At 45.9% G+C, this 20,076-nt stretch carries 15 protein-coding genes; 7 read left to right on the top strand and 8 right to left on the bottom strand.

The genetic code is table 11. From position 1 onward, the window contains the following. Positions 1-58: 58 nt before the first annotated feature. Positions 59-3,136: a SusC/RagA family TonB-linked outer membrane protein gene (locus KOD92_RS15470; RefSeq protein ID WP_215234485.1), complete on the bottom strand. Its 3,078-nt coding sequence runs from the start codon at positions 3,134-3,136 to the stop codon at positions 59-61. Positions 3,137-3,487: 351 nt separating this feature from the next. On the opposite strand from KOD92_RS15470, the gene KOD92_RS15465 reads away from it, so the two are divergent. Then, entirely contained in the window at positions 3,488-6,478 is a 2,991-nt protein-coding gene (locus tag KOD92_RS15465; protein WP_215234484.1) for an FAD-binding and (Fe-S)-binding domain-containing protein, read from the top strand. Here KOD92_RS15465 and KOD92_RS15460 read toward each other — a convergent pair. The 5 genes from KOD92_RS15460 to KOD92_RS15440 all read right to left on the bottom strand — a co-directional run bounded on the left by KOD92_RS15460 (position 6,475) and on the right by KOD92_RS15440 (position 13,192). Next, a complete protein-coding gene (locus KOD92_RS15460) occupies positions 6,475-9,276 on the bottom strand; it encodes a DUF5686 and carboxypeptidase regulatory-like domain-containing protein (RefSeq protein ID WP_215234483.1) in 2,802 nt (933 codons plus the stop codon). The two genes, KOD92_RS15465 and KOD92_RS15460, sit on opposite strands and share 4 nt — an antisense overlap. Positions 9,277-9,370: 94 nt before the next feature. Beyond that, on the bottom strand, positions 9,371-11,293 hold the full coding sequence (locus KOD92_RS15455) for an AAA domain-containing protein (protein WP_215234482.1): 1,923 nt from the start codon (positions 11,291-11,293) through the stop codon (positions 9,371-9,373). A 99-nt stretch (positions 11,294-11,392) separates the two neighbouring features. Continuing rightward, a complete protein-coding gene (locus tag KOD92_RS15450) occupies positions 11,393-12,622 on the bottom strand; it encodes a multidrug effflux MFS transporter (protein ID WP_215234481.1) in 1,230 nt (409 codons plus the stop codon). Between the two features lie 135 nt (positions 12,623-12,757). Beyond that, positions 12,758-12,952, bottom strand: a complete 195-nt coding sequence (locus KOD92_RS15445; RefSeq protein ID WP_215234480.1) for a hypothetical protein — start codon at positions 12,950-12,952, stop codon at positions 12,758-12,760. A gap of 27 nt (positions 12,953-12,979) precedes the next feature. Further along, positions 12,980-13,192 carry a hypothetical protein gene (locus KOD92_RS15440; protein ID WP_215234479.1) on the bottom strand — a complete coding sequence of 71 codons (213 nt, stop codon included), beginning with the start codon at positions 13,190-13,192 and terminating at the stop codon, positions 12,980-12,982. A gap of 429 nt (positions 13,193-13,621) precedes the next feature. On the opposite strand from KOD92_RS15440, the gene KOD92_RS15435 reads away from it, so the two are divergent. From KOD92_RS15435 to KOD92_RS15415, 5 genes are all read left to right on the top strand, one after another. Further along, complete coding sequence (locus KOD92_RS15435) at positions 13,622-13,915, top strand: type II toxin-antitoxin system HigB family toxin (RefSeq protein WP_215234478.1); 294 nt, start codon at positions 13,622-13,624, stop codon at positions 13,913-13,915. A 19-nt stretch (positions 13,916-13,934) separates the two neighbouring features. Then, complete coding sequence (locus KOD92_RS15430; RefSeq protein WP_215234477.1) at positions 13,935-14,315, top strand: helix-turn-helix domain-containing protein; 381 nt, start codon at positions 13,935-13,937, stop codon at positions 14,313-14,315. Between the two features lie 95 nt (positions 14,316-14,410). After that, positions 14,411-15,184: a non-homologous end joining protein Ku gene (gene ku, locus KOD92_RS15425; protein ID WP_215234476.1), complete on the top strand. Its 774-nt coding sequence runs from the start codon at positions 14,411-14,413 to the stop codon at positions 15,182-15,184. A 1-nt stretch (position 15,185) separates the two neighbouring features. Continuing rightward, positions 15,186-16,088, top strand: a complete 903-nt coding sequence (gene ligD / locus KOD92_RS15420; protein ID WP_215234475.1) for a non-homologous end-joining DNA ligase — start codon at positions 15,186-15,188, stop codon at positions 16,086-16,088. Positions 16,089-16,166: 78 nt separating this feature from the next. Beyond that, positions 16,167-17,330 carry a glycoside hydrolase family 18 protein gene (locus KOD92_RS15415; protein ID WP_215234474.1) on the top strand — a complete coding sequence of 388 codons (1,164 nt, stop codon included), beginning with the start codon at positions 16,167-16,169 and terminating at the stop codon, positions 17,328-17,330. A gap of 29 nt (positions 17,331-17,359) precedes the next feature. On the opposite strand, the gene nfi is transcribed toward KOD92_RS15415, so the two are convergent. After that, positions 17,360-18,100 carry a deoxyribonuclease V gene (gene nfi, locus KOD92_RS15410; protein ID WP_215234473.1) on the bottom strand — a complete coding sequence of 247 codons (741 nt, stop codon included), beginning with the start codon at positions 18,098-18,100 and terminating at the stop codon, positions 17,360-17,362. Positions 18,101-18,155: 55 nt separating this feature from the next. Between nfi and KOD92_RS15405 the strand changes: the two genes are divergently transcribed. After that, positions 18,156-18,662: a hypothetical protein gene (locus tag KOD92_RS15405; RefSeq protein WP_215234472.1), complete on the top strand. Its 507-nt coding sequence runs from the start codon at positions 18,156-18,158 to the stop codon at positions 18,660-18,662. A gap of 113 nt (positions 18,663-18,775) precedes the next feature. Here the strand turns inward: KOD92_RS15405 and KOD92_RS15400 are convergent, their stop codons facing one another. After that, positions 18,776-20,074, bottom strand: a complete 1,299-nt coding sequence (locus tag KOD92_RS15400) for a DUF5690 family protein (protein ID WP_215234471.1) — start codon at positions 20,072-20,074, stop codon at positions 18,776-18,778. Between the last annotated feature and the right edge of the window lie 2 nt (positions 20,075-20,076).

Genomic DNA, 20,076 nt, shown 5'->3' with positions numbered 1-20,076 from the left:
TTTCATTTTAAGTTTGGACGAATCGGCTGGCTTGTTAGCACAACCCTACTCGGTCATATCAGAATGTCAGGTTAACTCCTAACTGGAATGTACGTGTCTTAGGATAAATACCGGTTGCATCCAGACCCAAGCTGTTTGGCGCTGAGATATCATTGTTAAAATCTCCCTTCACTTCAAGCTCAGGATCTACCCCGCGGTATTTTGTAATGATAAACAGGTTATTTCCACCCAGGTAAATGCGTGCGTTGCTCAGGTATTTGCTTTCCAAGGTTACATTATAACCAACCTGCCAGTTGTCGAGCCGAATATAAGTCGCCTTTTCCAGCCAGTAATCAGACAGAGCATTAGTGCTAAAATTACCAGGGAGTTCTTTTACACTTTCCAACATATTGGTTTCCAGGATAGATCCAGGGATAGAAAGGTTAGAGCGCAGGTTGTTCAGAATACTGTTTCCAAATACTCCTCTCAGCTGAAAGCTAAGGTCAAACTTCTTGTAAGCTACGCTGTTAATCCACGCGCCGGTTACGTAAGGCTGCGGGTTATCTTTAAATCCTAACTTAGCCTTCGCAGGGTCTGTCACCGGTGTTGCACCCTCTGCTTGTTCCAGCAACATCTGTCCTTTATCGTCAAACCCAACAAAGTGACCTACGTTGTTGAACGAGCCAAGTGGAAGTCCGGGTGTAAGGATGGAAGCATAGACGTTGGAAAGACCACGGCCTCCGAATGCATTAAACCGAATGATACCTGAATCGAAATCATCACTTTTCAGATTGATAATCGAGTTCTTGATATAAGATCCTGTCAAACGGCTGGTCCATGTGAAATTATCAGTCTCAACAACATTTCCTCCAAACGAAAGCTCGATACCTTTGTTGCTCATCTCTCCTACGTTAGCCCAGATGAAGTTGGTGAAGTATTTTACACCATCCGCAGGAACCGAATATTTGTAAAGCATATCATTGGTTCTCTTGTCAAAAACATCAATCGATCCTGAGAAGCGACCGTTTACGAACTGGAAGTCAAGACCTAAGTTTGTTTGAGAAACAACTTCCCATTTCAGGTTAGGGTTTGTATTCTGTGTGATCGCGTATCCAGGAAGGAAGTTGTTGATACTACCGTCATAATAAGATGTAGTTGGTCCGTATAACTGAAGTGATTGATAGGGTACCAATCCTTCGGAGTTACCCGTTTTACCCCAGCTCGCACGCAGTTTCAAATAATTGAATGCTTCTGATTTTGGGAAGAAAGATTCGTCAGAAATTGTCCAACCTGCCGCAACCGACGGGAATAGCCCCCATTTGTTGTTTGCTCCGAATTTCGAACTTCCGTCGTAGCGAAGTGTCGCTGTCAGGTTGTATTTGTCGTTGAAATTTAAAGTACCTCTACCGAAGAAAGATGCCAGAGAAGTTTGGTTTCTGTATGAACTTACATACCCTGTTTTTGGAAGAATTAATGATCCGGATCCTAGTCCAAGGTTGTCATAACCCAATCCAGTTGCAACAAACTGTGTGTTATTCGCGCCGAATCCATCTCTAACAATATTCTGGTAGGAATAACCGCCAAGAAGTGAAAAGTTGCTTCCTTTATCACCAAAACCTTTTAAATAAGTAGCTGTCAGTTCCAGAAGCTTGTCGTTTTCCTGACCCAGGTTCCGGGAAGCCTCTCCATTTGTAATCTGAAAAGCTTTCACAGACCTGTCGCGTGCCCGGCTTGTTACTTCCTGATCATTTTTAAGAGCGCCGTTCACGCCAAGGATCAATCCGCTTAACACTTCGTATTTCAGATTGACTGCTCCAACCAATGTATTTTTCTGACGCCCGAACACTTCGTTTTCCAACATTGCAACCGGGTTGTTGAGGTCAAATGCACCTGGGATCTCGTAATGGGAACCATCTGCATTGCGTACAGGAAGCGTAGGAAGGAACAAAGTCGCGTTTGCCAGGATACCTCCGTCAGTCAGATCAGAATTTGTATTGGTATAAGACAAGCTGTACTGAATGTTCAACCTGTTGTCAAGCGCTTTCTGATCAAGGTTAATACGGCCCGTCAAACGATCAAACCCTGTATTTTTAATGATACCCTGACGTTTTGTATAGTTTACAGAACCCCGGTAAGAGAATGTAGGCGAACCACCGGAAACCGCAAGGTCGTGGCTGTTTGTGAAACCGCTGCGTGAAATTTCATCCCACCAGTCGGTATTGTGAAAGCCGCCACTGGCATCGCGTGGAAAACGCTGGCTATCTAATAGTGAGGAATCACCTTTAATACGCTGTACCTCAGAAACATATCCAGGACCATCCAGCAGTTTCAGGTTATTCGAGATCACATCCACCCCCACATAGTTATTGAATGAGACCGTTGCGCGACCCGATTTTCCACGTTTGGTTGTAATAATGATAACACCATTCGCAGCACGTGAACCATAGATCGCAGAAGCAGATGCATCTTTTAATACGTCCATTGATTCGATATCAGTAGGAGAAATGGTGCTGATCGGCACACCGATAATTCCATCCACTACATATAAAGGATCACTACCACCGGCGAGCGAAGTGTAACCGCGAAGCCGCACAGTCGGGCTTGTGTTTGGGTCACCATTTGGTTGGGTAATCGTTAAACCAGCCACACGACCCTGGATCGCCTGTAACGGGTTTGGGTTAATTCCTGCGTTGAAGTCTTTCGAACTCACGGAAGTAACTGTTCCCGTCACGTCCTTTCTTCTTGCAGTACCATATCCCACAACCACCACTTCTTCCAGTGCCTTTACGTCGTCACTTAACGTTACATCGATTTTAGATTGGTTGCCAATCTCAACTTCCTTGGATGTAAAACCAATGAAGCTGAAAACGAGCGTCGAATTTGAGGGGGCGGAGATGGAATAATTTCCGTCCATATCCGAGTTAGCACCCTTTGTGGTACCTTTTACTGTGATCGAAACGCCCGGCAATCCGCTGCCTTTGCCGTCAATTACCTTGCCGGTAACCTCCACATCCTGAGCGTAAGCAATGTTTACAACAGATAAAAGCAAAACGATCAGCGTAGAAATGCCCACTTTGAGCGCGCCTGTTCTGAAAAGTCGGTTGCTTCTCCCTAGAACATCTTGATAATAAGATTCTTGAAAGGATAAATTCATCATAGGTTAGATAATTAATTTGGTATCTGTGGTCTTCTGAGGCACTCTAAATACTTATCACAAAATGTAACCGGCTAAACACTTATAATACAACTGCTTGTTTATCTGATTATTCGTATAAATAGTTAGAGATTTTCATTACAACTCACACAAAATAATAAAAATCATTCGGATAATGCAATGCAGCGATACGGTTACATGCAATTAAAATCTGATTAATTAACGAACGCGGCAAATGGGCAAACCAACGGTCGTTTCCAGGGGATCAACCGCCTGTTAATCATTCAAAGAAATGCTGGAAATCCTAGTGGCTAGTGCGTAACTTTGCATTCCTTTTTTAGTCCAAATGCTTTTATGACACCGGTTTCTTCCGTATCCACCGACCAGCTAAATTCCTTTTCAAAGACCCTCGAAGGCGAGTTGCATTACGATAATACCATGCGTACGCTTTACGCGACCGACGCCTCGGCCTATCGTGAAATGCCGCTGGCAGTTGCTATTCCAAAGTCTCTAGGGGATATCAAGGCGCTGATCTCGTTTGCGACGGCTAACCGGATTTCCCTGATCCCGAGAACAGCCGGGACTTCACTGGCCGGACAGGTGGTAGGAAATGGGATCGTCGTGGACGTTTCGCGGAATTTTACTAAAATCATCGAGATCAATGCAGAGGAAAGATGGGTGCGTGTTGAACCAGGCGTCGTACGCGACGAGCTGAATATGGCGCTCAAACCTTACGGACTTTATTTTGGTCCGGAAACATCCACTGCTAACCGCGCGATGATCGCCGGAATGGTCGGAAATAACTCCTGCGGCTCCAATTCGATCGTTTATGGAAGTACACGCGAACATACCCTGGAAGTAAAGGCGATCCTGGCCGACGGTTCCGATGCAGTTTTTTCCAATATCCGGACAGCCGATTTTAATGCAATGCTGCATGATGCCACCCGTAAAAATGGAAGCGCAACACTTCTTGATAAAATATATCTTAAAACCAATGAGATCCTTGCTTCTGCCGAAAACCAGGCGGAGATCAGAAAGAACTTCCCGAAACCTTCGGTAGAGCGGCGAAATACGGGCTATGCGCTCGATATGCTGCTTAATATGGAACCTTATCAGGCGGGACTAGCTGAAAATGAACCTGCTAAGGAGTTCAATATGTGCAGTCTGATCGCAGGTTCTGAGGGTACATTGTGTTTTTTGACCGAGATAAAATTAAACCTTGTTCCGCTTCCGCCGAAAACGCAGGGGCTGGTGTGCGTGCATTGTTTCACTATTGACGAGGCGCTGAGAGCGACTATTTTGACGCTCAAATATGGTCCGCACGCGGTAGAGCTGATCGATGATTACGTGCTCGAATGTGCTGCTACCAATGCAGAACAGAAGAAAAATGCATTTTTTGTAAAAAATAAACCCGACGGAAATTTCCCCGCGATCCTGGTAGTTGACCTTTCCCGGGAGACCAAAGAGGAAGTGGAGCAACTGGCCGCAGCGATGGAACAGGAGCTTCGCGAGGCAGGAATCGGGTTTCACTATCCTTTGCTTTTCGGGGACGATACTAAAAAAATATGGACGTTGCGTAAAGCGGGCCTCGGCTTGCTGGCCAACATTCCCGGCGACGAAAAGGCGGTTGCAGTCATTGAAGATACCGCGATCGACGTTTATGACCAGCCAGAATACATCCGCGACTTTAATGAAATACTTAAAAAGCATGGAATGTCGGCCGTGCATTATGCGCATGCAGGCTCAGGAGAACTGCATTTGCGTCCTATTATCAATCTAAAAACCAGCGAAGGACACCGTCAATTCAGGATGATCGCGGAAGAAATTGCGGACCTGGTGAAACGATACGACGGTTCACTTTCCGGCGAGCACGGCGACGGCCGTTTGCGGGGCGAGTTTATTCCTAAAATGGTGGGGCAACACAACTACCAGCTTTTCAAGGACATTAAGAAAGCTTGGGATCCCAACAATATATTTAATCCAGGAAAAATAGTCGATACTGCGCCGATGGATACGTTTTTGCGTTACGAAGCGGACCAGAAAACGCCGCAGTTCAAGACCTATTTCCGCTTTCACGACCAGGATATTTTGCAGCACGCCGAGCAATGCAATGGGTCGGGTGACTGCCGTAAAACGCAATTGAGCGGCGGTACCATGTGCCCCAGCTTTATGGCGACACGGAATGAAAAGGATACTACGCGTGCAAGAGCCAATATCCTGCGCGAAATGCTGACCAGATCTCCAAAAGAAAATCGATTTGATAATGAGGAGATTAAGGAGGTTTATGACCTGTGTCTGGCTTGTAAGGGCTGCAAAGGCGAGTGCCCTTCCAATGTGGACGTTGCAAAGCTGAAAATGGAGTTTTTGCAGCAATATCACGACGTACATGGGGTTCCGTTACGGTCGTGGCTGGTAGGTAATTTTTCTAAAATGACGGGACTGGCAAGTTATGTGCCGTGGGCTTATAATCTGATCTTTAAAAATAAGCCGCTGCGCAAAATAGCAAATCAGGTAGTAGGCTTTCACCCCGAGCGTTCGATGCCGCTTTTACATAATACTACCCTTAAAAAGTGGTATGAAAAACGAAGAAAAGGCACCAGTTCTACCGGCAAAAAAGTCTACCTTTTCTGTGACGAGTTTACCAATTATAATGATGTTGAAATTGGTAAAAAAACCATCCTGGTCCTGGAAAAACTTGGCTACGAAGTAGTTATACCAAATCACGGACCATCGGGCAGGCCGCAACTCTCAAAAGGACTATTAAAAGACGCCAAAAAGATTGCAGAGGAAAATGTCCGCCTGTTACGAGACCTCATATCTTACGACACGCCGCTGATAGGCATTGAGCCTTCGGCGATATTGACTTTCCGCGATGAGTACCCTGACCTGGTAAGCACCGAAATGCTGGAAGACGCAAAAAAGCTGGCGCAAAATGCGTTGCAGTTTGACGAATTCATTTCCCGCGAAATTGAGTTAAAACATATTTCTAAAGATCAGTTTACCAAGGAAAAGCGATTGATCAAGCTGCACGGACATTGCCAGCAAAAGGCGATTTCCAGCATGATACCGACCAAAAAAATGCTTTCACTTCCTGAAAACTACACGGTACAACTGATCCCCTCAGGATGCTGCGGAATGGCGGGCTCATTCGGCTACGAGAAAGAGCACTATGATATTTCGATGCAGATTGGCGAGCTCGTACTTTTCCCGGCTGTTCGTCAGCAGCCCGAAGAAGTAATTATCGCCGCCCCAGGAACCAGCTGCCGCCACCAGATCCACGACGGAACCGGCCGAAAAGCATTGCACCCGGCGGAGATATTGTTTGAGGCGCTGGCGGCGGATTAATTCCGCCCCAGATTAATATTCATCGTAGTCCCGATCCGGAAAACGGTGTTTTTGTATTTGAAACCCTCAAAACTGTTCGCGACTTCAATTCGGAACGGGAAGCGGATACCTACGTCCAGACCATAACCCAGCTCCGTATAATTATCCGAAGAAGGTGTAGCCAGGTAATGCAAAAAGAAATTCTCCTTAATCCCCATAACCCGAAACCAAGAAACCTGCGTAAGCAAAAACTTGCGAAACTCGCTAAAAACATGCGCCTCCGCAAACTGCGTAGCAGTGGAATATCTGTAATAGTCGAGCATCCGGAATGTGCTCACCGGGTCGCCAAACTGGAAGAAAAACCTGTTTCCGGCAAAATGCTGATAATCGGGGAAACGTACGGCGTTTGAATTCAGAAACTTACCAGCTGCCAGCTTATAACTTAACTTACTCCTCACGCCGGTTTCAAAACCGTGCTGAATCCCGATCTGGACAAAATCATAATCAACATCGCTGCCGAAAATAGTACTGATACCCTTCCTGTAGTTAATGGATAAGATGGGCGAATCGTCGTCATAAAAAGTGGTTTTCCCGCCTTTAATCCGGTATTTCTGCCAGGGTTTGTAAGCCGCTGAAATCCCAAGCGTCAAGGCTTTATGTGGGTTGATTTCAAGTGAGGCCGTGCCGCTTCCGTCGGTATTTTCTTCATTGAAAGGAATGTTGGAAGTGAATGCGCGGCGGTTCCAGTCGATCCAGCTGTAAGGATTCATATCACGCACATTGCGCAGCGGCCTGCGATCGGCAAATTCTATATTCGCTTTCAGTTCAAAATGTTCGTTTTCCCGGTCGGTTTTAAAGTCGAGGCGGACGAAATCCTTTTCATATATCTTGATAAAATTCCTTTCCAGAAAAAGTGTGGTAAATGTGTTCAGCAGCGGATGCATCGGGTGCTCGCTGTTGAATTGAGAGATCGTCTGTCCACCGGAAAGGTTTAGGCTGGTCCTTTTTCTGCTGTAATCGATCCCACCGAATACCATCAGTTTTTGCCGTGCAAAGGAATAGCGCGTCAATGCATTGAATGACAATTGCTGCCCGGCACGCGAGGAGATACGTTTTACATTACCATTCTCCCCGATCTGTATACCTTCCATATTCTTCTTCGGATCGCCGCCGCGGTACCGCAACTTAAAACCGCCGCCATTCAAAGCAAGCCCCTCCACAGTATTGATCTGCGCGCCCAGCAGCGGACTTACATAATCCAGCCTCCACGGACTTTTTTTACCCAAACCAAAACTGGTACCCTGGATAATATCGCTAAGAAATCCCGACCCGCCGCCGCTTTTCCGTTTGCTTTTAGTAGTGTCTGCATTCGCGGTTTTCAGACTATCTTTCTGTTCCTCAGTCCCGGATTTTACCACAATAATACTATCGAGCCGCGTGTAACTTTTCACTTCGGCGGTCGTGAGCGGCACAGTGCGGATCGAGTCCCAGAATGCCATGGTACGTCTGCTGGCCATGGAATCGACCTCGGTGGAATCATTTCTGGTGAAATTAAGATCAATATCCTCCCCCTTTTCCTCCTTCTCTTTCAGGTCCTGCTTTTCGTATTCCTTCATTAACTTTCGGAGGTTTTTGGCCGAAAATTCCTTTTGCTTGCTCACCACTTCTTCCAGTTTCTGCGATTTGATCTCCCGGTTGCTGAGCTTCACTTTCTTAGCCTCGTCCTTTTCTTTTTTACCATCCACTACCACAATATCCGGTCTGAAAGTCGGGTTGATTTTTACATTGCTGAAAGACTGCGAGATCACAAAATCAGCTTTTCCTTTCAAACCATAAATACCTCCCCGAATGTGAAATTGCTGGTTTACCGGCATCCAAACATCCTGCACCGGACTATAAACCTGTTTGATATCGATCGTAAAACCAGTATTTACAGTTTGCAGATCGAGGCTGTAAATGCTCCACTCGTTCTCAATGATCTGGATCGTGCCGCGGTAAACGCCCTCGCCCCAGGAGCGCGGCGTCACTTTGATCTTATTCACCTCAATTCCATTCTCCCGAAAAGCACCGAGATATTCGAATTTATAATAGGCAAAAGCGCGCGGCGAGAGCGGAGACACTGCTTTTACAACTTCCGGCTGGTAAAAACTCGCGAGCAAATAGGCATTCGGATTAGCAAAATCCTTGTCCTGACTATTTCTGGAAGCGATCACTTTTTGTTTGTAAGTATTCGGCTGCTTGAAAGTCACCATCGAAACGCTTTCATTCAATATCGGGACGCCCTTTTTAAAATTCGTCTCATTTTCAATCTCCTTTAATTCCTTTTTATACAGAAATTCCATCGGCAGATCGGTGATCACTATGGACGATTTGGAATAGGCTTTGGCTGTATAACTATCCACCTGCAACAAGTGGTAGCGGCTTTTTGCAATTGCGCGCCGCATGATCGTGTACGCCGGATCTTCACCTTTACTACCAATCCTCACTTCTCCCAGATTCAGCGCCTGCTCTTCCATCGTAAGGTCAAAAGTCTGCATTCCGGTCTCGACCGTAAAAGGTTTCATGCCCGTTTTGAATCCCAGATATTGGAAGATCACCTCATAATAGCCCGGCTTGAGATCGAGCTGGTAGCGGCCTTCTTCATTAGAAATCGTGCTGATATTGGTTCCTTTTACGAGTATTCCGGCGAATGGAAGCGGATCGCCATTTTTGTTCTTGATAAGCCCTTTTATTCCGGTGGCCGGTGCGGCTGTTTGCGTAAAAGCCAGATTGGCGGTCAGGAATACAAGAAGTAATGCAGTGAAGTAGTTTTTGAGCATAAATGCAGCCGGTAGTGAGTAAGCGCTTTGAAAAGACAGATGCGCTTAAATCTAATCCGGTTGCATTGGAAAAAAAATAGTATTTGTGTTTTTGCTAAATATCCGCAAATTCCCACGCACTCTGGTAAGCGCCAAGTCCCTCAGCGTAGGCGATGAAATCTGTATAAAACGGTAACGAAGACAAAGTGGCACTATCCCCGATCACGACAAGTTTCTTCCGCGCCCGCGTCATAGCCACATTCATTCTCCTGATATCCGACAAAAATCCGATCTCTGCCTCGGGATTACTGCGCGTCATGCTGATATACACCACATCCCGCTCCTGCCCCTGGAAACTGTCGATCGTATTCACGGCGATTTTAGAGAGATAATCTTTGAGCGCAGGCGCGTGCAGCAGCTGCTCTTTCAGGATATTGATCTGCTCTTTGTAAGGCGAAATAATGGCGATTGAAGGGAATTGGGAAATATCAAGCGGCTTTTTATTTGCTTCTGTCAGCTCATTTACGAGCTGCGACAAATGCTTGAACAAGAATGCGGCTTCCTCGGGATTTGTGGAACTGGTACCCTGTAATTTTTCGTCGAAACCGCAACCGGCGGTATCTATAAATGCCAGCGGCGAATCGCCAGGGAATAGTGTGCGCGTCGCTACCGATGTGTGCGCTTTTAGTTTATTTTGGTAAAAAACTTTGGAAGAATAACCCATAATCGCCTCGTTCATACGGTATTGCTCTTCCAGTAACACCACTGATTCCGGATGTGCTGCTACTGATTTTTCGAGCAAGGTCGTACTCAGTCCGTTCCGGGCCGCCTCGGCCGATTTGATCGTGGGCGCCAGTTGCAAATGGTCGCCAGCCAGCACGAGTTTCTCCGCTTTCAATATCGGGATCCAGCAGGCCGGTTCCAGCGCCTGCCCGGCTTCATCGATTACAACGGTATGGTAATTCAAACTTCTAACCGTATAGTGGTTCGCCCCGACCAGCGTGGCGGTTACCACCTGTGTTTTAGCCAAAAGATCGTCGGTCACATATTGCTCAATGCTCGCGACATCTTTCATGATTTTGTGGGCTTCGTCAAAAAGTGCTTTCCGCTGCTCGCGCTCGGCTTTTCCAAACTGCCGCTTATATTTATGCGCCATATTTTTGTACTCTCCCGCCTGCTTTTTCAGCGCCTTAATATCTTTGATCCGACTATGCGCGGCCATTTTACTATCTAACGTAAGCGAAAGCAGCCGCTCCGAAACGCGCACGGGATTTCCCACACGCAACACTTCCAGCCCCTCTTCACTTAACTTTTCACTCAGCAGGTCCACAGCAGTATTGCTCGGCGCGACGACCAGGATCTGTTTGCGATCTTTCAGCAGCATTGCTTTAATAGCCTGCACCAAAGTAGTCGTTTTCCCTGTTCCCGGTGGACCGTGCACGATCGCCAATTCATTGGCCGACAGTATCTTATTGACAGCCTCGTTTTGTGAGGGGTTTAATTTGAGTATATCAATTTTCAGAAGGGTATCATCAAAACCAGGCGATTTTTCTCCGGTCAAAACTCTTATTAAATGCGAATCCTTCTCACTTTCCGCACGCGACGACGCCGTTTTCAATGCATTCTGCATTTCGTCGTAGCTATTGTCGTCAAACAACAGATCGATCCCCAGCTTTCCGTCGCGCGACCAATCTGGTAGCTCGTCGGTTTTTAATGTGATTTTGAGTCTATTACCGCTTTGGTGTGAGATAACTCCTTCCACCCGGTCCTTCTTCGGTTCGTGGTTACTGAACAAAACGGCCGGCATTCCAAACCGTAACTGGTGCGGCAGATCCTGGTGGGTTGTGCGCTCTACTTCCACAGTCAGGTAGTCGCCCCGGCTCATTTCATTTCCCCGTATCGCGATCGGGTACCACGCCAGTCCATTCGCGCGCCGCTCAGAAACAGATGCCATTTCCGTCATCCGGATATAAGCCTGCCTATCCTCCTCACGCTCAACTTTCAGTAAATCAAGAAGTTTCCTAAAATATTCACTCATAATTTTCATAATCTTACCAGAACATCCTCTCCTTCCTCCCTACGCGGGCCGCCCTTCCTCCTTCCTCCCTTCCTCCCTTCCTCCCTTCTCCCCAAATCTTCAATGCATTACCCCGCCATCAGCACCCGCACTTACTTCCACTTTGGTAGTAATAAACTTTCTGCCGATCACCAGGATCAGCAATGCGGCCGATGCTGAGAATGCCATCGCGGCAACCATCGGAATCAGCGAAGGTACCTCAAACATACTGATCGCGACAGAAATCAAAGTTCCCATTCCCATTTGAAATGCGCCCATTAATGCGGAGGCGCTGCCGGCGTTCTTCGAGAAAGGAGCCAGCGAAAGTGCCGCTGCATTCGGGAAAGTGTAACCTACGCAGCAAAGGAACAAAAACAGAAAAACGAGTGTGAAGGTAAGTGTCAGTAACCCGCTCAGCGCGGCGATCAGGAATGCAATTCCGATAATTACCTGACAGATCAATGCAGCATTCACCACTTGTTCACTACTAAACCGCCGCAGAAAAAACGTATTCAGCTGGCTGGAACCGATAAATCCGACCGAAAGAAATGCAAAGATCCACCCGTATACTTTTTCATCCGTGTGAAAAACTTCCATAAAAACGATAGGCGAACCGGCCACATAGGCAAACAACCCCGCAAAAGCGACAGCGCCGGTGATTGAATAGGTATAAAATTGGGGCTCGCGAATTACAGCCAGGAAATTCATGATAATCGGCTTCGGTTTCAGCGACATGGATTTATCGGGCTTATAGCTATCGGGAAGCCACAGAATGGTCGCGAGCAAAATAGCGATACCCATTCCTGTCAATATAAAAAACACCGCGTGCCAGCCGAACATAGCTGTCACATACCCGCCAACCGTAGGCGCGATCATTGGCGAAACACCCACGACGAGCAGCAAAAGAGAAAATACCTTCGCATTCTCACTAACTGGAAACAGATCGCGAACCATAGCGACAGATGCTACCGCGGCCGCGCAGCTGCCTATTGCCTGAATGATGCGAAACACGATCAGGCCATCGATGCTCGTTGTAAATGCGCAGCCGATTGATGCGAGAATATACACAACCAACCCGATGAAAAGCGGTTTTTTACGCCCGAAACGATCGAGCAAAGGTCCGTAAAGCAGCTGGCCAAGCGATATTCCGACGAAATATCCGGAAAGTGAAAGGGATACTTTTGCGGCTGTGGTATTAAGGTCTTTGGCAATTGCAGGAAAGCCCGGCAGGTACATATCGATCGAAAACGGACCGAGTGCGGTGAGACTTCCCAGGATTAAAATCAGGAAGAAATATGTCTTTTTTGGCATTTGAACTTTGTGGTGTAGCGAAACTGTAACATGCATATACCCGCGCAGGTTCGGTGCATTGCGCTTATTGGTACAAAAAATAAGAGGCACCGGTTTCCCGAAGCCTCTCTTTTATTTCCATGACAATAGATAATGTTATGCTGCGATCCAGTTAAGCTTTTCGTAAACTTCCCTTTCGCTTTCACTTACGACGTAAGGAACTTTGTTTTTCAGATGAATGACGGTTCCCTGCCCTTTTTTAATCGGTGCTATCTTCACTACGTCGTCTCTATGGATAATAATATTAATGAGCTTTTGCCCCAACAATTGAAATGTACCTGACTGTACCATGTCTCTCTACTAACGAAAAATTAAACTTTATGCAATTCCACTTACAGTACCCCCCGATTTCATATATAGCAAAAAGTAGTCTTTCGAAATAGGGAAATATCCCAAATCAGTTCTGTTACTTGATTGCAGGAAATCTGCAATTTCTTTCTGAGCATCTGTTTCATTAATGGCGCCTGTTACCGTAAGTACTGCGCCTGGCTTTAAAGTATTGATTGCGTTGTTACCTAATGAAGCTACCATATTTGATATTGATTTTCGAGTGGAATATCTGCTGTGAAATTGTTTTCGAAAAGCTTTATTAAAAAGATGTGCCAGATTCCCCACAAGTGAAGCCTGCAGAACCCAAATGTTGAGTCCGGCAGTATTAATTCAGTCATTCCAGAATAAGTAATTAGCTGAATTCAAATAGGTTACAAAGTGAAAAGTTTTTTTATACTTTTCACTGAAAAAGTGAGATTATGTTGTCTTGCTGTGTAAAAATGTGGTCGGCGAAAGAAGCGTTTGTGCTGTCCGCGGATTGAAATCTGGGATACAGTTCGCTTTTCATAGTTGGTATTTTGCCAACTTATTTATAACATTGTTGGTTGATTATGGCAACCTGTTTTTTAATCATCACTCAACTTCTTAATCAGACTATCGTATGCAAAACAAGTCAAACTGAGTTGAAGGATGATTATAGTAAGAGCTCGCAAGCTGGATCAGTTTGCTAAAAAGCATTCAGACTCAGGTAAAAGCCTGACGAGCTGGAAGACGGTGACCAGAAAGGCGATCTGGAAAAAAGGCACTGATGTATTGAAGGATTTTCCCAATGCCGCACTAATCCCGGGAAGCCGAGCCAGATTTAAGATTGTGGGAAATAAATACCGGCTGATTGTGGAAATCGATTATGTGGATGAAATAGTTGAGATAAGATTCATAGGCACGCACACAGAATATGATGCGGTTGATGCTTCCACAATTTGAACGTTTTGATTAATCAGATATGAAAAAGTTGAAAAAAGACTGGTTTTTAATTGATACGGAAGAGGAATACGAAGCTGCACTCGCCCGCTATCAGGAAATCAAGTATTCAGAACCGGGAGTTTCCGAGCACAAGGAAAAACTCTTGTTGGCTCACTTAATTTCAGACTTTGAAGAAAGGACGAGCGAGCTGCCGGAAGTCGATCCGGTCGAACTTATCAAGATCAGAATGGAGGATTTTGGTTACAAGCCTGTTGACCTTGCAAAAGAATATGGCGACAAAGGCACTATCAGCAAAGTCCTGAATTATAAACAAGCTTTGTCTTTAACGATGGTCCGGAAATTCAGCAGACTTCTTCACATTCCTGCTGATGCACTGATTGCAGAATATGAATTGAGATAGCTTTTTCTCCCCGGGTTGAAACCCGGGGCAATTGAGTTTCGCCAAAGGCACGGATTTTGAATGCATTGGCTATTGAAATCAGCCGAGCAACAATTATGAGAGCTATTTGGTCAGGAGCCATTGGATTTGGCCTTGTTAGTATCCCCGTCAAACTTTTCAGTGCAACGCAGGGCAGCGAGCTGGACCTTGATATGCTGGATAAAAAAGACCACGCCAATATCAAATTCCACCGCGTGAATGCAAATACCGGCAAGGAAGTCCAGTGGGAAAATATCGTGAAAGGCTACAAAGTAGAAGACGATTATGTGATTCTGGACGATAAAGATTTTGAAAAGGCCAGCCCCGAAAAAAGCAAGATCATCGAGATCGCCGAGTTTGTCAACGAAAAGGATATTGACAGCATTTACTACGAAACACCCTATTACCTGCAACCCGAAAAATCTGGCGCTAAACCTTACGCATTGCTGCGCGATGCATTGAAAAAAACAGGCAAAGCCGGGCTTGGTACTTATGTATTGCGCAACCGGGAAAGTCTGGTATTGATCAAGCCCGCAGGCGATTTGCTGATACTCAATAAAATTCGTTTCGCCGAGGAGATCCGAGATTCCGAGGAACTGAATATCCCGGATATTAAAGTTAAACCGGCCGAAATGAATATGGCGGTGCAGCTCATCGAGCAACTGACCACCGATTTTGATATTTCGAGATACAAGGATACCTACAATGAAAACCTGCTGAAACTCATCATGGCGAAAGCGAAAGGCAAGAAACCCGCCACGCCGAAAATGAAGATCGTACATTCGAAGAGCAAGGATTTGATGGCGCAGCTGAAAGAAAGTTTGAGCGCACCGAAACGAAAAGCATCCTGATATGAAAAAGCACGCGGAACTTACCAACCTCGACAAAATATACTGGCCCGACGAAAAGATCACAAAGGGGGATCTGCTGGAATATTACAGTAAGATCGCACCGTATATTTTACCCTATCTCAAAAACCGCGCGCTCTCCCTGCGGCGGCAACCCAACGGGATTACAGAGCCCGGCTTTTTTCAAAAAGATGCAGGAGATTCAGCGCCTGATTGGGTGAAAACGGTGGAGATACATGCTGAATCCACGGATAAAATGGTAAACTACCTCGTTTGTAATGATGTGGAAAGTTTGTTGTATGTGGCCAATCTGGGCTGCATTGAAATGAATCCCTGGAATTCGACCGTCAACAAGCTGGAATACCCAGATTACATCGTCATGGATATTGATCCTTCCCCCAAAAACACTTTCGAAGAGGTGATCGAGGTGGCGCTGGCGATCAAGGAAATACTGGATAAGATCGGTTATGAAGGTTTTTGCAAGACAAGCGGGTCTCGGGGATTGCATGTTTATATTCCTTTCAATAAAAAATACAACTACGACGAAGCACGCGATTTTGCGGAAATCATGGCTAGTATGGTCACAGAAATGCTGCCCGGCATTACAACCCTGGAAAGGTCTCTGGCCAAAAGAAAGAAAAACCACATTTACGTCGATTATCTCCAAAACAGGATCGGGCAGACGCTTGCCTGCGCGTACAGCGTAAGACCAAAACCCGGCGCCACTATATCGACCCCGCTGGAATGGAAAGAGGTCAAAAGCGGCCTGAAAACCAGCGATTTTACAATCAAAAATATTTTGCAGCGGGTGGAGGAAAAAGGCGATCTGTTCAAAGGTGTGCTGGGTAAAGGTATTGATATCAAGAAAGCGCTTCAAAAGCTGGAAAACATGCACGAAGCGGATTAAACCACGTGCAATGCCAATTTTTATTAGGAGTTGAGTTGAAGTAATATTTATTTTAATGCTTCACTCAACCCCAATCCGATGGTTACTCTCCAATCTGTCAGACAGATTTCCGGCGCACTGCTTTTATTATCCGGTTCGCTGCTTTTTGCCTCCTCCTGTAAATCAGAACAAAAAAATGAAGGTGCTCAGACTGAGACCAAATCCCGGCCGGTCGTGATCGGGTATGTGGGTGGCTTCCACGGGCTGCTCGATACTGAGAATATACAAGCCAATAAGCTGACGCATATCAATTATGCATTTGTAGATGTGAAAGACGGTAAAGCATTCTTAACAAATGAAAAAACCGATTCTACCAATTTCCGTAAGCTCAATTTACTCAAAGAAAAAAATCCTGGCCTCCAAATCCTGATCTCGATCGGCGGCTGGGCGTGGAGTGAGAATTTTTCAGACGCAGTGCTCACGGAAGAAGCCCGGAAGAAATTCGCAGCCAGCTCGGTGGATATTATCCGAAAATATAAGCTCGATGGTGTGGATATCGACTGGGAATACCCTGCAATTCCAGGTGAAGAAGGAAACGTTTACAGGCCAGAGGACAAACAAAATTATACATTGATGTTCGAAGCGATCCGCAAAGAACTGGATGTTCTAGAAAAAGAATCCGGAAAGGATAAGCTCCTGACTACCGCAACCGCCGGCTTCGTTTCGTTTTTGAATACAACAGAAATGGGCAAAGCTGCTGAATATCTGGACTTTGTAAATTTAATGACCTACGATCTTTTTCAGGGAGATACCGTTGTGCATCACGCAAGTTTGTACCAGAGCGACAAATACAAAGCCGCACATTCGGTTGATAAGGCTGTAAAAGCATTCCATGCGGCGGGCGTACCAATTAATAAACTGGTGGTTGGTCTGCCGTTTTACAGCCGGATGTTTACGGTCGCAAAACTGGAAAATGGTTTGGGACAAAAACAGACGAATCAGGAGTATTACAAGGGTTATACTTATGTAAAAGATAGTCTGGTAGATCAAAAAGGCTTCAAAGCAATGCGTGACGATGTGGCGAAGGTACCTTATCTGCTCAATGCAAAAACGGGCCAGATACTGAGCTATGAAGACGAGCAATCGATCCGGGACAAATGCCAATACGTGCTGGACAACAAACTGGCAGGCGTTATGTTCTGGGAATACGATTCTGACCCGAAAAATTACCTGCTAAACGAGATCGATAAGGTTTTGAAGTAGCTCTTTGGAGGTCAAGGCGGCAGCGCGGATTAGAATAGCCGCAACTCTTTGATCTCGTGGTAACCTTCCTTTAATTCTCCATTCCTGAAAAGGTTCACATATTCGTGGGCCTTTCGGGTTGGTTCGGGCAGTCGGTGTTTATTAAGGCACTTCAATGTGATATTCATACTATCGTCAAAGCTCATATTGTGCCCCGGCGAAATGAACACCGGCTTTACTTTCTCTTTACTTCTGAGTGCAAAACCGATCTGCTCTCCTTTGTCTATCACCGGCGTATATGCGCCCCGACTTTCGCCGGGCTCCTGGTAAATGCCTGCCAGCTTTTTCTTCGCACAGCCCATAGTTACGGTTCCTGTCAAAACCCCAAAGTGGGAAGCGATACCCATTCTCCGGGCGTGCAAAAAGCCATTTCCATCAAACATCACTACATCGGGTTTTTCAGGAATTTGTTCGTAAGCCTGCAATAGGGCCGGAATTTCACGGAACGCAAGATAGCCCGGCACATAGGGAAATGCAGTGGTGCTTTTGATGAGTGAATAGGCAACAGGCTTCAAATCCGGATAGCTGAGAATAATCATCCCGGCATAAACGGTATCACTGCCGAGTGACAATGAAATATCAGCACCTGCAATGGTCCGGATCTGCTTTTCCAACGGATCCAGGTTCAGAAATCCGCGCAGCTTTTTTTGAATTCCCGTCGCCTCCGTAATGGAAAGCTGGTCGTAGTTCGACTGCGGCGTAGGGACAATCTGATTCAAAGAAGCTGGCATGATATTCGTTGTTTACCTGATTAAATATCTTCAATTAAAAAATCAGACCATCCTCATGGAACAAAGTACGGTGAAGCGCAAATGGGCAAATTGGAAATTCGTTGTTTTTATTATCATCCTTCTTGCTGTTTTTGTCAAATTTTTCGTCCTGGATGAACACGATGAAAACGCCACAGTGACCGTAGCGCTGGACCTCGGACAGGTTGCATTCAGAAATGAGCAGGAGGTAGAAGCGATACTCGGGCCGGGCAAGCTCGACAGCTATTTCAGCGACGCAAAAGCCGGCTGCGAGAAATGTCCGAAACGCATTTACCGGGAAGGTAAGATTGAGATCATCTTTATCAATGAAATTGCAGACCGCATTGTTCTGAAAGATCTGTCAGATTATGAGTTTGAAAATCGCGTGATCCTGGGATTGCTTAATCTGAAAGAAAACATTGAACCAAAACTGGATGAAGACGAGATCAAGCGCTGGGATAATTATGAAAAATACACCCAAATAGCCGCCTTTTCAGCGAAGGGAGATCTTGATTATATTCTGATCAAATGCAAAACTGAGTAACTCAATCGAAGTTTGCGCGCTTACCTGCATTGCCGAATAAGCATTAGTACAAGTAGTAACACTCGCCTGTATTGAATAAGCTATTCGCTAGCTTACCCTTTTTTGTGCCCGGTTTAAATCACAACAATAGGAGAACCATTTTTGGGCGATTGCCCGTCTGCACGCCTCGCCAGGTAAATATTACTCAGCAGCAGCAACAAAAACCCAGCTCCGAACAGGAGGTAAGAAAACTGCATCAGCACGTGGGACCAGCTGAGTTCTTTCAGAAAAAACTCTTTGTATAACAGCAATCCCACGCTGCCCATATAACCCATACTTTCGCAGATGTAAACGAAATAGCCGGCATTTGCACGGATTCGATAAAGCGCGATCATTCTGTCGAAAAGTACAGTTTGGAGCAAGGTATAGTTTAGCAGCAAGCCCATTCCCAGGAATAGCATCCAGGAAAATCCGCTGATCAGTTTTTGTTCAAATAAGAAGGTCGCGCCACCGATCAGCAGGATTCCCGACAGCAAAATGAAATTTGTGATCCTGAAACCCTTCCGGTTGTCGGTAACAAATGCGAGCGAGCCGATGATGATCAGGACGATGAAGCCGGTGATCATTTCAGTTTTGGTCAATACGCTGCTTACCCAATGCGCATCGATTTCATTCCAGATCTCGATCATAAAATTGTCCCGAAAATCGCGCATCACTACGATCGTACCGTAGAAAATAACGAGGCAGAATACAGGAAATCCGAACTGTTTCATCACTTCCTTTTTATCCGCCTGCGTCATCGGCGGCCGCTCTGCCCGCAACCGGATATCCTCTTTGGTGGGCGCAGGAATGAAGGTTAACATCCAGACAAACAGCAGAAAGAAAGGAAGAAATAGTCCGCCCATCAGCGCCGGCATCCAGAATTCGGATATTGCAGGAAACGAAAGGTGGATTTCAAGATAGGTAGTTTTCAAAATACCGGAGGCTACTATAACGCTGATATTAAGCCCGATAGATAGCATTTCCGTGAATCTGCGCCCTTCCAGAAAACTAAAAATAACGCCCCAAACCATTCCCAGCGGGAGTCCGTTCAGGAATAGGAAAAGAAAGTTATAAGGATGCGGCACGAGGCCAAAACCCAGCAGCGCCAGCTCAGCTATTACGACAAGACTGATCACAAATGCGATCCGGGTACCTGGTTTTAATTCTGAAATAACCCGGATACCCATGAATTTGGAGAGCGTATAACCGGCGACCTGCGCGATGATCAGAACCGCTTTATAGCTGATATCGCCCAACTGCAAGCCGTCATATAAACCTGCGCTAAACGGCTTCCTGAATGCGTACATGCAGAAATAAGCTCCAAAAGAGGCGATAATAGCCCACAGAATAAACAATGCATTTGAGCGGGCAAGTAGTTCTTTCAGTCGCATAT

The organism is Dyadobacter linearis, from assembly GCF_907165045.1.
Lineage (GTDB): Bacteria > Bacteroidota > Bacteroidia > Cytophagales > Spirosomataceae > Dyadobacter > Dyadobacter linearis.
Note: the sequence above shows the minus strand (reverse complement) of the source record. Positions and strands in the feature narration are given on the sequence as shown.